A 13,858-nucleotide genomic window follows, 5' to 3' on the forward strand; every position below is an offset into this window, starting at 1 on the left:
TTAATCTACTGTTTTTGCGCAATCAGGCATATCACGCTGAATAGCAATAAACCTATCCATCAACTCAAGGCTTGCTTCACACATTTTAGGGTCAAACTGCTTACCTGATTGCTCATTTAAATACCCGATAACCTTTTCAACTGGCCAAGCATCTTTATAGCTTCGTTTTGATAACAGTGCATCAATAACATCCACTATGGCCATGATACGTCCCTCTATCGGTGTTTGCTCGCCAACTAACCCTCTTGGATAACCTTGACCATCCCAACGCTCATGGTGAGTGTAAGCAATTCTAGCGCCCATTTTGGCAATAATGCGATTAGAAGCCGCTAATAAGTCATAACCCTTTTCTGCATGGGTTTTCATTATTTGCCATTCTTCGTCAGTTAATTTACCCGGTTTATGTAGAATGCTTTCCGGTATGCCGATTTTACCTACATCGTGCAAAGGTGCTGCGTAGCGAATTGTCTCGATAAAATCATTACTAAGTTTTAAGTGCTCGGCAAGTATTTCACTCATCAATGCGACTCTTCGAACGTGTGCACCGGTCTCTTTACTGCGCTGTTCAATCGCATCGCCAATAATTAAAATAAGTTCTTTTTGAGTTTGTTGTACGTTTTCTTTACCAGCAAGGTTTTCAAAAGTCAGGCTAACGTTGGCGGCAAATAACTCTAAAATTCTTACCTGCAAAGGTGAAAGTGCTGCATTATGCTCTAAATATAAAATACTGGTTACATCATTACCGAACTCGTAAAAACCTACATAAATATTATCGTGCACAACCGACGTTCTTAATGCGATAGCCTCAATGATATATTCTTTAACATCGCCTGGTAATGACTCAACACTGTCTATTTCACTATAACTCACCAAACCGCCAGTAGCTGCAAGTAAGTTCATTTGAGTGTCTTGATATAGATCTTGATGATAACTGGTTAAATACAATGCTGAACTGTCTAAACTAAGTAACTGTAGGGTTTGTTCTAATACCGCACTGCCAAAATGATGTAATGTATTACTACGAAGCACTGAAGAAGATGCAGAAATAACTTTCTCCATTCCACGCTGACTTTGCTCAATGGTTTTAATGTCACGATATGAGCGTAATGAGGTATATACACACGATTTTAATTTGGCAGCTGTTAACTCGGTTTTCGCTTTGTAATCATTAATATCAAAATCTCGAATCACTCTTTCTTCAGGAGCGCTTCCTGGTTGACCGGTTCTTAAAATAATACGGGTCGAATGATTATTTAATTCACCGCGAATACGCTGAATTAAATCAAGCCCTGCATGGTCGTTTTCCATCACCACATCGACAAAAGCCAAAGCAATATCATGTTCATGACGAAATAAATTAAACCCCTCTTCTGCGCTAAAACAGGAATAAAAAGCCAGACCACGCCCATCAAGATTAAACTGACTTAGTGCAAACTTTGTTACATCGTGTATACCAGGTTCGTCATCTATAATAACGACTTTCCATGGCGGTAATTGGACTTTAGGCTTTAAAGTCGTATCCTCGCCTTTTGGCATATCAGCAGATTTTTTGAACAGAGCCAATGGTGTCTCCCTTAACTGTTTTCTAACTGTGTGTCACAAACACCAGAAAAATGCATTTTTATTTTTATTATCTATTAATATACTTACTAAGGTAATAGCCGATATAACGCCCTCTTGTCAAAGAAAAGTTGCTAAAAGGTTAAGTTTTATTTTACCAAGATAAATTTGAAAGCAGCGAAAAAAACTTATCCGACTAGTGCGACAAGTTAAAACAAGACATACTCTTAGTTAATCGTTTTTAGCCTAGGTGTAGTGATAAATTGTCAATTGGACTTGTACTTGGTGGTGGCGGTGCCCGTGCGGCATATCAAATTGGCGTGTTAAAGGCCTTGGTGCAGTTTTATCCAAGGAATAGTCATATCCCATTTGATGTGATTTGTGGTACGTCTGCAGGTGCTATTAATGCAACATCTTTAGCGACTCATGCCGCATGCTTTCATTTAGGTGTAAAGAAATTAGATTGGGTATGGCGTCACTTTAAAACACAACAAGTTTATGAGTCTTCAGTAGGTGGCGTTGCTAAGCACTTATTAAAGATGGCAATTAAAGGTTTACAGCACGAAAAAGTGAATACCGATGCAGCAAGCTTGTTAAACAATCAACCATTGCGTGAGTTATTGAATAAACTAATAGACTTTGATCGTATCGAGAGAAATATACATTTAGGTGCATTGAAAGCGATCAGTGTCGATGCTTCTTGCTATAACAATTCGCTGTCATATAGTTTTTACCATGGTCATCATTCAATAGAGAACTGGAAGCGTGCCCGAAGGCAAGGGAAACGGAGCCAGTTAAATACTGATCACCTGCTTGCTAGCTCCGCCATACCAATGGTGTTTCCTTCTATAAAATTAAACAGAGCTTTTTTCGGTGACGGTTCTGTCCATCAACTTTCGCCCTTGTCGAGCCCCATCCATTTAGGGGCACAGAAATTATTTGTGATTAATTTGGATAGTCCGCATAAACACAAAGATGTCCTACCAAGTCATCACCCAAAAGCTGCGACAATTGCAGGACATTTATTAGATACTATATTTTCAGATACGTTAAATAGCGATCTTGAACGTCTACAAAGGGTAAATCACACTCTAGCTCTTATTTCTGATGAAGATAAAAATAAGCTAAATTTACGAAAAATTGACACATTAGTGATTAAACCAAGTGAAGACCTAGGTATGATAGCTGCAAAGTATTACCTAGAAATACCTATCGCAATCCGTTATTTACTCAAACTGTTTGGCATACATCAGCAATCAGATTCAAGTATTATTTCTTACCTATTATTTGAAAAAGCTTATACTAGCGCACTTATTGATTTAGGTTACCAAGATGCTATGACTCAAATAGATGACATAAAAGCCTTTTTTGACATACAAACAAAATGAATAATACCAGAGATAAACTTTCACATTGATATGTCTAATTTGATGTACCTGGTATTGTCATATTTTATTCATCTTAATCTGATAATATTTTTTTAGGTTAGATTTATAACCTTAATATAGTCATACAAAATATTTCACCGGGTTGAACTAAAGATTTCGCTTTAGCTTTTAACAGACTTTAGGTAAAAGGGAGACTGTACTAATAGTAGTATAGTTTTATTGGATAGTTGAAAATGGCACACACATTTGAATTTGATGAAGATGATGCACCATGGGGTGACAACATCAAGGGAAAACAGAAATCTAAAAAGGTAAAGCAACGACGAAGAGATAATAAGCGTAGCTACTTTGATGATACTGCAATGGAGTTTGCACCTGCTAAATTAAAGTAATTTAATAAAAATTTAACAGTAATTAACCATCAAGTTTAAAAAGCAAGTTGCTATCAACTTGCTTTTTTATTTACTAGATAGCGTGATATAGATATGCGTCAGTAAATCCACCAATTTAGAAATCTTAATGCTCTGTATTTTACATCTAAATTCAATTTAGAAACCTTGGGGTTTAATCTAACAGGCATAAAAAAGGAGCCGGCGGCTCCTTTAAGTAACTTTTTGTAGACAAATATTAACAGATACTTTATAGATACAAAATTGTCGCTAAACCTAAAAAAGTAAAAAAACCTACAACATCTGTCACTGTGGTTAAAATGACTGAGCCTGATAATGCCGCATCTTGGTTAAATCGTTGTAAAATCATTGGAACCATAACTCCGGCGATTGCAGCCATAGCCATATTGATTAAAATAGCACAGCCTATAATAACGCCCATCATGGGGTCATCAAACCACCACCCAGCAATCAAGCCAATAACAATGGCCCATAAAATACCATTCAAAGCACCAATACCTAGCTCATTCTTGAGCAGTGACACTACGTTACCTGCAGATATTTGCCCCATTGCCATGCCACGGATCATTAACGTTAATGACTGACTACCTGCTATGCCGCCCATAGACGCAACAATAGGCATTAACACAGCTAAAGCAACCACTTGTGATAGTACATTCTCAAACAGGCCAATTGTTGCAGAGGCTAAAAACGCCGTTAATAAATTAATACCAAGCCATACCGCACGACGTCTAGCTCCTACAGTAATAGGTGCAAACAAATCGTCATCATCGTCCATACCAGCTGTAGCCATTAACTGTGACTCGTAATGTTCACGTACTAAGGCTGTTGCCGTTCTCAATGTCATGCGACCAATTAAGATACCTTCATCATCAACTACAGGCAATTCTAACTCTCGGCTGTGCTCAATGGTCTCAGCGGCTTCTAGTAAGGAAGAGTCTGCTGATATAACCCGACTATCTTGCCAAATCAAACTCGAAAGTAAAACATCTACATCAGTTTTAAACACGTCATAGCGTCGAACTGTGCCAAGGTACTTATCATTTATATCAACTAGAAATAGATGATCATTACAATCTAAATCAATACGGCGGAAAAATCGCTGGCCTTGCGCCACTGTTGAATCAAGATTTAGTACCAACATTTGATGATCAGCATAACGGCCAATCTCATTTTCATCATACTGGTCATAAAGTTCAAAGTGCTTTCGCTGACGCTCACCCATTTGCGCTAATGCGCGATCTGTAATGCTGTCAGGTAATGAGTCACTCCAATCAATCAGATCTTCAGGACTAAGCTGCGAAAATATCAAATCCAGCTCTTCGTCTGGCATTTTCTTTAGAATGCCCAGACGAGGATCTGCACGCATTAAGTTTAAAACATCAACACGTTCTTCTGGCTCGACCTGTTGCCAACGGTCATAACGTTCATCTAACGGTAAAGATTCAAGTAAAATAGCGATAGTACCAGCTTCAGCACCATTGAGTATTTCACTAAAAACTTCAGCTTGTTCTTCACCTTCAGCTTCTGTCAGTTGCTGCACAGCTTGACTGACTTCTATTTGTGACTGTGTTGTAATCTCTTGCTCTGCTTCAGATATAAGTTCGTTCTTTACTTCATCCATAAGTCCGCCCCTTATCTTGTTCAGCGAATAATGCGCCGACTATATTCATATTTTTAGTGATAAGCAAATAGATAAATTGAATTGCGCACAACTAAATTGACCACTTCAAAATAAATCATTATAGTATAAATTAAACGACAAGGTTTTGAGGTCACTTATTTCAGTTTAACACGTATAACAACCTCATTATTCTCGTTATATTTGGAAAATTATTAACTGGAGCACGATATGAGTAAGGCAATTTATCAGTTTAATATCAAAGATATTCAAGGAACTGACATCAGTATGGACACTTTTAAAAATAAAGTGCTATTGATTGTTAATACAGCGAGTAAATGTGGTTTTACCCCTCAATATAAAGCGTTAGAGCAGCTATACCAACAATATAAAGATCAGGGTTTGGTAGTGATGGGGTTTCCGTGTAATCAATTTGGCAAACAAGAACAAGGAACTGAAACTGAAATAAGCCAATTTTGTGAGCTTAATTTTGGTGTGACATTTCCATTATTTAGTAAAATAGACGTAAATGGTGATGATGCTGCTCCGCTATACCAACACTTGAAGCAAGCTGCGAAAGGGCTTTTGGGAAGTCAGTCCATTAAATGGAATTTTACCAAGTTTTTAGTTGATACACAGGGTAATGTCATTGAGCGTTATGCACCAACAACAAAACCGGAAGATTTGTCACCAGTAATAGAAAAACTTTTAAAATAACTTTTCAATAACACTATAAATTTCAAATAAATAAATAGTTTGTGATAAAAAAGTTATATTTTTTTAAAAAATTATACGTATTTTTGAACTTTTACATAAATGATGACTCAAACTTAATAACAGTGATATTTACTTTATTGTTCATCATCTCCCTGGGACTTCTAGCGCGGTCCCCTTGATCTCTAAGTAGATCGATAGGCAATCATTTGATTGCCTTTTTTTATGCCTTAAATTTATAACAAACAAAATTTAAGCATAAAAAAACCACCTTGCGGTGGTTTAGTGTGGTATCCCATAGGGGATTCGAACCCCTGTTACCGCCGTGAAAGGGCGGTGTCCTAGGCCTCTAGACGAATGGGACGCCGAGATTTACTTATACTCAGTAAATAGAGTGAATACTCATTAATGCCTGTAGGCAAAACATTAATGCTATTTGTTGTTTCCAACAAAACTTGGTGGAGCTACACGGGATCGAACCGTGGACCTCTTCACTGCCAGCGAAGCGCTCTCCCAGCTGAGCTATAGCCCCAAATTTTAGTAAATAGACACCAAAATTTGAAAAATATGGTATCCCATAGGGGATTCGAACCCCTGTTACCGCCGTGAAAGGGCGGTGTCCTAGGCCTCTAGACGAATGGGACACTGTTGATACGTTAGACTCTGTATCGAGTGAATACTCATCGATGCCTGTAGGCTAAACATCAATGCTATTTAGATTTCTAAACCTTTCCGAAACAACCGCTTCGAATTATGTTCAACCATCTGAAATATGGTATCCCATAGGGGATTCGAACCCCTGTTACCGCCGTGAAAGGGCGGTGTCCTAGGCCTCTAGACGAATGGGACACTGTTGATACGTTATACTCTGTATCGAGTGAATACTCATCAATGTCTGTAGGCTAAACATCAATGCTATTTAGATTTCTAAACTTTTCCGAAACAACCGCTTCGAATTATGTTCAACCATCAGAATATGGTATCCCATAGGGGATTCGAACCCCTGTTACCGCCGTGAAAGGGCGGTGTCCTAGGCCTCTAGACGAATGGGACACTGTTGATACATTAGACTCTGTATCGAGTGAATACTCATCAATGACTGTAGGCTAATCATCAATGCTATTTAGATTTCTAAACTTTTCCGAAACAACCGCTTCGAATTATGTTCAACCATCTGAATATGGTATCCCATAGGGGATTCGAACCCCTGTTACCGCCGTGAAAGGGCGGTGTCCTAGGCCTCTAGACGAATGGGACACTGTTGATACGTTATACTCAGTATCGAGTGAATACTCATCAATGACTGTAGGCTAATCATCAATGCTATTTAGATCATTAAACTTTTCTTTCGAATTATGTTCAACCATCTGAAATATGGTATCCCATAGGGGATTCGAACCCCTGTTACCGCCGTGAAAGGGCGGTGTCCTAGGCCTCTAGACGAATGGGACACTGTTGATACATTAGACTCTGTATCGAGTGAATACTCATCAATGACTGTAGGCTAATCATCAATGCTACTTACCTATATAAAGTGCTAAAACCCTAAGGATTCGAACCCCTGTTACCGCCGACGCTTTATAAACCAAAGTGGGCGATTTCCTAAGCTCTATCTCTAGACGAATGGGACACTGTTGATACGTTAGACTCTGTATCGAGTGAATACTCATCAATGACTGTAGGCTAATCATCAATGCTATTTACCTATATTAAGTGCTAAAACCCTAAGGATTCGAACCCCTGTTACCGCCGACTCCTTATAAACCAAAGTGGGCGATGTCCTAAGCTCTATTTCTAGACGAATGGGACACTGTTGATACGTTAGACTCTGTATCGAGTGAATACTCATAGGTGCCTGTAGGCTAAACACCAGTGCTAACTTCTCATCGAGAATAATTCAAGTAAGTGGTGGAGCTACACGGGATCGAACCGTGGACCTCTTCACTGCCAGCGAAGCGCTCTCCCAGCTGAGCTATAACCCCTCTTACTTAAAACACAATTAGGTACACTGCCAGAAATTACTCAGCTGTGTCTCAACTGCGAGGCGCATTCTATGCAGCATACCTTAATGTGTCAACTCGTTTTTTAGGAATTTATTCTATCTGCTACAAAATCAATCGCTTTGGATATTCTTTCAACAGATCTGTCTTTTCCAATCAAAAACAAGGTTAAGTCTAAAGCAGGTGACTGCCCTGCCCCAGTTACAGCAACGCGAAGCGGCATACCGACTTTACCCATACCAACATCTAACTCTGCCGCTGTCGCCTCAATCACTGCATGTAATGATTCCACAGACCAATCAGTTAAAGCTTCTAACTTTGCTTTAACAAGCGTTAATGGCTCAAGTGCCACCCCACGAAGATGCTTCTTCGCTTGTGTTTCATCAAACTCAGCAAAATCTTCATAAAAATAACGGCTAGATGCTGCAAGTTCTTTTAGAGTTTTAGCACGTTCAGAAAGCGCTACAACTAATTCGGCTAATGCAGGTCCGTTGCTAGTATCTATTTTTTGATCATCCATATGCCACTCTAAATGAGATGCAACATATTCAGGCGCTAATGATTTAATATAATGTTGATTTAACCAATTCAACTTATCAGTATTAAAGGCTGAAGCCGCTTTATTAATATCATCTAACTTGAAGAAGCTAATCATCTCTTCCATAGAGAACACTTCTTGATCACCGTGCGACCAACCTAAACGAACTAAATAGTTAAGTAGCGCTTCAGGCAAATATCCATCATCACGATATTGCATAACGCCAACGGCACCATGACGTTTAGAGAGTTTGGCACCATCATCACCTAGAATCATCGATACATGGGCATATTCTGGAATAGGCGCGCCAAGCGCTTTTAGGATATTAATTTGGCGTGGGGTATTATTAATATGATCTTCACCGCGCACCACGCAAGTGATCCCCATATCCCAATCATCAACTACTACACAGAAATTATACGTTGGTACGCCGTCTGTACGCTTAATAATTAAGTCATCAAGCATGCTATTTGATATTTCAATGCGACCGCGAACATGGTCATCAAAAACGACACTGCCTTCTACTGGGTTTTTAAAACGAACAACAAAAGGCTCGTCAGTGTCACGCGGCGCTAGATCACGACAACAACCATCATATTTTTGTTGTTCGCCATTTGCAGCTTGTTCTTCACGCAATGACTCAATTCTTTCTCTAGAACAGTAACACTTATAAGCGGTGCCGCTTTCTAACATTTGCCCGATAATTTCGTTGTAACGGTCAAAACGTTTAGTTTGATAATATGGGCCTTCATTCCAATTTAATCCCAACCAGTTCATACCATCTAAGATTGCATCGCATGCTTCTTGGGTAGAACGTTCAATATCAGTGTCTTCTATACGTAAAACAAATTCACCGTTATTCGCTTTAGCATGTAACCATGAATAAAGTGCAGTACGTGCACCACCAACGTGTAAGAAACCTGTAGGGCTTGGAGCAAAGCGAGTCTTAGTTGTCATAATCGGACACTAACCTATATAAAGAAGTCTGTATAAACTATACCCTGCACCAAGCAGAGTATAAAAATGTGGCCAACATTCTAACAGCCTACGCGTTAGGTTGAAATGCCCGTGCATCGAATCAAGATGCTATTTTACTTAAAAGCCAAAACCAGCTTGCTTAACAAAACGCCAAACGGCACAAAAATAGCACTATCGTGATATTTTTATCGAAAAATCGTTGACAGCTAATCCTTGCTCCCTATAATACCGACCCACACAGCATGAGGTCGCTTAGCTCAGCTGGGAGAGCACCTCCCTTACAAGGAGGGGGTCACTGGTTCGAGCCCAGTAGCGACCACCATAATTTCATTGAAGAAATTATTATTTGTTGTTGATTATATTCCCAGGTCGCTTAGCTCAGCTGGGAGAGCACCTCCCTTACAAGGAGGGGGTCACTGGTTCGAGCCCAGTAGCGACCACCATATAATTAACAAGTGTAGAGTCCCCAGGTCGCTTAGCTCAGCTGGGAGAGCACCTCCCTTACAAGGAGGGGGTCACTGGTTCGAGCCCAGTAGCGACCACCATTTATTTGGACTCACAGTTTTATAATTAGCTACATTATCCCAGGTCGCTTAGCTCAGCTGGGAGAGCACCTCCCTTACAAGGAGGGGGTCACTGGTTCGAGCCCAGTAGCGACCACCATAATGTACTGATATTGCAAGATATCCCAGGTCGCTTAGCTCAGCTGGGAGAGCACCTCCCTTACAAGGAGGGGGTCACTGGTTCGAGCCCAGTAGCGACCACCATTATCTTCAAAATGTTTTAATTTATCCCAGGTCGCTTAGCTCAGCTGGGAGAGCACCTCCCTTACAAGGAGGGGGTCACTGGTTCGAGCCCAGTAGCGACCACCATAAATCTGCTTTAAAAAATAAACTCATCAATTTCAAAATAGAACTGCTTTAATAAACTCCCTTATCATAAAGTAACGTTAAAAATTATAACTTCCTCTTAATAATATTCTTTTTATAGAATCATGTTAATCTCATTCAATTTACTCCAAATCTAAATCATCTTTTTAAAAAGTCCCATCTGCTTTTTTGAATATTTATTTCAGTATTTTCATCATCAATGGCTTAATTGTTAACTTTATGATCAAATGCAATCAATGTGTGAAATCCCACCCATTGATACTATTAAGATGTCCCTCATATCACCCCCGTTAAATATTAAAAACATCAAGAAATAAATTTAGCCATAAAAAACAATAACATAACCACAGCCCCCCCCCAAGCTGGCACTTCTTTTGCTTACTACCTTATACACCTCTGGGACGCTGGCTATATCCCAACTGCTTTATCTATTGCAGTAAAGAGACAAAACGATAATAAACAAGTAAAGGAAGCCATAACATGTCTAAATCAACTACTAGTAACCCTGTATGGAAGTCAATAAAGTCTGCAGCAAAACTCACTGCAATTGCATCTGTTTTAGCCTCTAGCTTTAATGTATTTGCTGAGCCTATAGAAATTAAGTTTTCTCATGTGGTCGCAGAAAATACTCCTAAGGGCCAAATGGCACTTAAATTTAAAGAGTTAGTTGAGCAACGTTTACCCGGAGAATATACCGTTAGCGTATTTCCAAGTTCGCAGTTATTTGGGGATAACAATGAACTCGCGGCATTATTATTAAACGATGTGCAAATTGTTGCACCATCACTTTCGAAGTTTGAGCGCTACACAAAAAAACTTCAGGTGTTTGATCTTCCATTCTTATTCGAAGATATGGCTGCGGTCGACCGTTTTCAACAATCTGAAGAGGGCCAGAAACTACTTAATTCAATGAACCGCAAAGGTCTTGTCGGTTTAGGGTATTTGCATAATGGTATGAAGCAATTTTCAGCCCATGCGCCACTTTCAACACCGGGTGAAGCCAATGGCAAAAAATTCCGCATTATGGCCTCTGACGTTATTGCGGCACAATTTGATGCCGTAAAAGCAATTCCAGTTAAAAAGCCATTCTCAGAAGTGTTTACCCTTTTACAAACCCGCGCTATTGATGGGCAGGAAAACACTTGGTCAAATATTTACTCAATGAAGTTTTATGAGGTGCAAAGCCACATCACAGAAAGTAATCACGGTGTATTAGATTACATGTTAGTGACATCAAACACCTTTTGGAAAAATTTACCTAAAGACAAACGCGACATTATCAAAAAATCACTCGACGAAGCCATTGTATTAGGCAATCAAATTGCCGCGGCTAAAGAAGGTGAAGATAAACAGGCTATTTTGGATTCAAAACGTTCTGAACTGGTGTCATTAACTGCTGTACAACGCCAACAATGGGTTGATGCCATGAAGCCTGTATGGACTAAGTTTGAGTCTCAAATCGGTAAAGACGTCATTGAAGCTGCTCAGGCCGCAAACAAGCAATAAGGTTCTCTTGGGTTGTTATCTAAAGTTATCACAGGATAACAACCCTCTTTTCATTAACATTTAGGAGAACAAAGTGATTTCAAACTTACTCAATAAATTCGAAGAAGGGTTTTTAAACCTATTGATCTCACTGATGACCTTATTGGTATTTGGCGAAGTTATCGCACGTTTTTTCTTTAATACCGGTTTTCTGTGGATACAAGAACTGACCCTAACCCTGTGTGGATGGTTTGTATTATTTGGCATGTCTTATGGCGTAAAAGTAGGGGCACATATTGGTGTTGATGCTTTTGTCACAACACTTTCGCCAGTACCCAAAAAGCTAGTTGCATTATTAGCCTGTTCATTGTGCGTTATCTATTGTGGTTTATTTCTTAAAGGTAGCTGGGATTATTTAAGCCAAATGTACCAAATTGGACTCCCGATGGAAGATATCGACTTTCCAGCATTCCTGGTTCATCAACTCGATCCTGATTTTGCCTGGGATGTATTAAAAATCGATCTTGAAGATGAGGGTGCGGTACCCGTTTGGATGTCTCAAAGCATTTTAATTATCGGTTTTTTAATGCTGACCTGGCGGTTCGTACAATTATTTATCGCCATGTTAACCGGTAAAACAGATGGATTTAAATTAGCAGATGAAGCGAAAGACAGCATGCATTTAATTGATGAAGCTGCACTAGCAAGTGCGATTAATTCAACAACATCAACAGAAAAAAATAAGGACGTAAAATAATGACTATCGCGACCTTATTTATCACACTCCTTGTGTGCATGTTAATTGGTATGCCTATCGCGATTGCGTTAGGGTTTTCAAGCGTATTAACTATTTTATTGTTTTCAAATGACTCTTTGGCCTCAATTGCATTGAAGCTTTATGAATCAACCTCTGAGCATTACACCTTACTGGCTATTCCCTTCTTCATATTGTCATCAGCTTTTTTGTCTACTGGCGGGGTGGCACGCAGAATTATTGATTTTGCGATGGACAGTGTCGGCCATATTCGCGGTGGTTTAGCAATGGCCTCAGTAATGGCCTGCATGCTATTTGCAGCAGTATCAGGCTCGTCACCCGCCACCGTTGCAGCAATCGGCTCAATTGTCATTATAGGTATGGTTCGTGCTGGTTATCCCGAAAAATTTGCCGCTGGGGTGATTACGACTTCAGGGACATTAGGCATTTTAATTCCACCCTCGATTGTAATGCTAGTTTATGCCGCAGCAACGGAAGTGTCAGCTGCTAGAATGTTTATGGCGGGTTTAATACCTGGTTTGATGATGGGGTGTATTTTAATGCTGGCAATTTATATTGTCGCCAGAATTAAAAATCTCCCATCTCGCCCCTTCCCTGGCGTTAAAGCACTATCAATATCAAGTGCAAAAGCCATGGGCGGTTTAGCACTGATTATTATCGTGCTGGGTTCGATTTATGGTGGAGTTGCCAGCCCAACAGAAGCTGCGGCTGTCGCTTGTGTTTATGCTTACTTTATTGCGGTATTTGGATATCGTGATATTGGTCCATTGAAAAATGTGGCCTGGCGTAATCAGCAGGAATCTATTGTCGGCGCTGGCGTACGTAATATTCTGCAAATGTTGCTAGCGGTGATTAAAACCCCAACCGATAAAGATATTCGACATGTGGTTCGAGATGGCGCAAAAGTCAGTATTATGTTGTTGTTTATTATTGCCAATGCCATGTTATTTGCCCATGTACTCACCACTGAGCGTATTCCGCATATTATTGCTGAAACAATTGTCGGGTTTGGGTTACCAGCCTGGGGCTTCTTAATCATAGTTAATTTGTTGTTGCTAGCAGCCGGTAACTTTATGGAGCCTTCAGCAATTTTATTAATTATGGCACCCATTTTGTTCCCAATTGCAACGCAGCTAGGTATCGACCCTATTCACTTAGGGATCATCATGGTAGTCAACATGGAGATAGGCATGCTAACACCACCGGTGGGGCTCAACTTATTTGTTACCGCAGGAATTACGGGTAAAAGTATGGGCTGGGTGATCCAATCATGCTTACCTTGGTTGTTGTTGTTATTAGGGTTTTTAATGCTAATAACCTATGTGCCGCAAATATCACTGTTTCTACCTGAGTATATTGATAAATTGAATGGCTATTAACTTGATTAATTAGCCAAAATAGACCAGCCTAAAGAATCAATATCCGTTGTTAATAACCAGCAACGGATATTTTCTCGTTTATGGTTTTATCGCATTCATCGTCAGATTAGCCATCTAATT

General features: G+C 39.7%; 9 protein-coding genes and 14 tRNA genes. 12 read left to right on the top strand and 11 right to left on the bottom strand.

Annotation, left to right across the window (positions count from 1 at the left end; genetic code table 11):
* Positions 1 to 1,563 (bottom strand): DUF3369 domain-containing protein, encoded by a 1,563-nt coding sequence (locus ACRWQL_RS03585; protein ID WP_434952413.1) that lies wholly within the window; start codon positions 1,561 to 1,563, stop codon positions 1 to 3.
* A gap of 260 nt (positions 1,564 to 1,823) precedes the next feature.
* Here ACRWQL_RS03585 and ACRWQL_RS03590 point away from each other — a divergent pair, with 260 nt between their 5' ends.
* Together ACRWQL_RS03590 and ACRWQL_RS03595 are read left to right on the top strand one after the other, a co-directional pair.
* Positions 1,824 to 2,948 (top strand): patatin-like phospholipase family protein, encoded by a 1,125-nt coding sequence (locus ACRWQL_RS03590; protein WP_434952415.1) that lies wholly within the window; start codon positions 1,824 to 1,826, stop codon positions 2,946 to 2,948.
* Positions 2,949 to 3,181: 233 nt separating this feature from the next.
* Positions 3,182 to 3,340, top strand: a complete 159-nt coding sequence (locus tag ACRWQL_RS03595; RefSeq protein WP_226410363.1) for a small highly charged protein — start codon at positions 3,182 to 3,184, stop codon at positions 3,338 to 3,340.
* Between the two features lie 247 nt (positions 3,341 to 3,587).
* On the opposite strand, the gene ACRWQL_RS03600 is transcribed toward ACRWQL_RS03595, so the two are convergent.
* Complete coding sequence (locus ACRWQL_RS03600; protein WP_434928813.1) at positions 3,588 to 4,982, bottom strand: magnesium transporter; 1,395 nt, start codon at positions 4,980 to 4,982, stop codon at positions 3,588 to 3,590.
* 228 nt (positions 4,983 to 5,210) lie between these two features.
* On the opposite strand from ACRWQL_RS03600, the gene ACRWQL_RS03605 reads away from it, so the two are divergent.
* On the top strand, positions 5,211 to 5,696 hold the full coding sequence (locus ACRWQL_RS03605) for a glutathione peroxidase (RefSeq protein WP_434928812.1): 486 nt from the start codon (positions 5,211 to 5,213) through the stop codon (positions 5,694 to 5,696).
* A gap of 285 nt (positions 5,697 to 5,981) precedes the next feature.
* On the opposite strand, the gene ACRWQL_RS03610 is transcribed toward ACRWQL_RS03605, so the two are convergent.
* The 9 genes from ACRWQL_RS03610 to gltX form a co-directional block, all read right to left on the bottom strand.
* Positions 5,982 to 6,057, bottom strand: a tRNA-Glu gene (locus ACRWQL_RS03610).
* Positions 6,058 to 6,149: 92 nt separating this feature from the next.
* Positions 6,150 to 6,225, bottom strand: a tRNA-Ala gene (locus tag ACRWQL_RS03615).
* A 36-nt stretch (positions 6,226 to 6,261) separates the two neighbouring features.
* Positions 6,262 to 6,337: transfer RNA gene (locus ACRWQL_RS03620), tRNA-Glu, on the bottom strand.
* 129 nt (positions 6,338 to 6,466) lie between these two features.
* A tRNA-Glu gene (locus ACRWQL_RS03625) sits at positions 6,467 to 6,542 on the bottom strand.
* A 128-nt stretch (positions 6,543 to 6,670) separates the two neighbouring features.
* A tRNA-Glu gene (locus ACRWQL_RS03630) sits at positions 6,671 to 6,746 on the bottom strand.
* Between the two features lie 128 nt (positions 6,747 to 6,874).
* Positions 6,875 to 6,950 (bottom strand) — tRNA-Glu (locus ACRWQL_RS03635).
* Between the two features lie 118 nt (positions 6,951 to 7,068).
* Positions 7,069 to 7,144 (bottom strand) — tRNA-Glu (locus ACRWQL_RS03640).
* A gap of 455 nt (positions 7,145 to 7,599) precedes the next feature.
* Positions 7,600 to 7,675, bottom strand: a tRNA-Ala gene (locus tag ACRWQL_RS03645).
* A gap of 103 nt (positions 7,676 to 7,778) precedes the next feature.
* Positions 7,779 to 9,188, bottom strand: coding sequence for a glutamate--tRNA ligase (gene gltX, locus ACRWQL_RS03650; RefSeq protein WP_434952417.1), 1,410 nt, complete (start codon positions 9,186 to 9,188; stop codon positions 7,779 to 7,781).
* A gap of 267 nt (positions 9,189 to 9,455) precedes the next feature.
* Here gltX and ACRWQL_RS03655 point away from each other — a divergent pair.
* From ACRWQL_RS03655 to ACRWQL_RS03695, 9 genes are all read left to right on the top strand, one after another.
* Positions 9,456 to 9,531: transfer RNA gene (locus tag ACRWQL_RS03655), tRNA-Val, on the top strand.
* 45 nt (positions 9,532 to 9,576) lie between these two features.
* A tRNA-Val gene (locus ACRWQL_RS03660) sits at positions 9,577 to 9,652 on the top strand.
* A gap of 26 nt (positions 9,653 to 9,678) precedes the next feature.
* Positions 9,679 to 9,754 (top strand) — tRNA-Val (locus tag ACRWQL_RS03665).
* A gap of 42 nt (positions 9,755 to 9,796) precedes the next feature.
* A tRNA-Val gene (locus ACRWQL_RS03670) sits at positions 9,797 to 9,872 on the top strand.
* A gap of 28 nt (positions 9,873 to 9,900) precedes the next feature.
* Positions 9,901 to 9,976: transfer RNA gene (locus ACRWQL_RS03675), tRNA-Val, on the top strand.
* Positions 9,977 to 10,005: 29 nt separating this feature from the next.
* Positions 10,006 to 10,081 (top strand) — tRNA-Val (locus ACRWQL_RS03680).
* 498 nt (positions 10,082 to 10,579) lie between these two features.
* A complete protein-coding gene (locus ACRWQL_RS03685) occupies positions 10,580 to 11,605 on the top strand; it encodes a TRAP transporter substrate-binding protein (RefSeq protein WP_434930077.1) in 1,026 nt (341 codons plus the stop codon).
* A 73-nt stretch (positions 11,606 to 11,678) separates the two neighbouring features.
* Complete coding sequence (locus ACRWQL_RS03690) at positions 11,679 to 12,341, top strand: TRAP transporter small permease (protein ID WP_434952419.1); 663 nt, start codon at positions 11,679 to 11,681, stop codon at positions 12,339 to 12,341.
* On the top strand, positions 12,341 to 13,738 hold the full coding sequence (locus ACRWQL_RS03695) for a TRAP transporter large permease (protein WP_434928808.1): 1,398 nt from the start codon (positions 12,341 to 12,343) through the stop codon (positions 13,736 to 13,738). Before ACRWQL_RS03690 ends, ACRWQL_RS03695 begins: the two co-directional genes overlap by 1 nt.
* The last annotated feature ends 120 nt before the right edge of the window (positions 13,739 to 13,858 follow it).

The sequence above is a fragment of the Shewanella sp. HL-SH4 genome, assembly GCF_051164845.1.
GTDB classification, from domain to species: Bacteria; Pseudomonadota; Gammaproteobacteria; order Enterobacterales; family Shewanellaceae; genus Shewanella; species Shewanella glacialimarina.

What these genes read in the sequence shown, in the direction of transcription:
- gltX (WP_434952417.1), bottom strand. Translation starts at nt 9,188, where the DNA reads ATGACAACTAAGACTCGCTTTGCTCCAAGCCCTACAGGTTTCTTACAC.
- ACRWQL_RS03595 (WP_226410363.1), top strand. Translation starts at nt 3,182, where the DNA reads ATGGCACACACATTTGAATTTGATGAAGATGATGCACCATGGGGTGAC.
- ACRWQL_RS03695 (WP_434928808.1), top strand. Translation starts at nt 12,341, where the DNA reads ATGACTATCGCGACCTTATTTATCACACTCCTTGTGTGCATGTTAATT.
- ACRWQL_RS03600 (WP_434928813.1), bottom strand. Translation starts at nt 4,982, where the DNA reads ATGGATGAAGTAAAGAACGAACTTATATCTGAAGCAGAGCAAGAGATT.
- ACRWQL_RS03685 (WP_434930077.1), top strand. Translation starts at nt 10,580, where the DNA reads ATGTCTAAATCAACTACTAGTAACCCTGTATGGAAGTCAATAAAGTCT.
- ACRWQL_RS03605 (WP_434928812.1), top strand. Translation starts at nt 5,211, where the DNA reads ATGAGTAAGGCAATTTATCAGTTTAATATCAAAGATATTCAAGGAACT.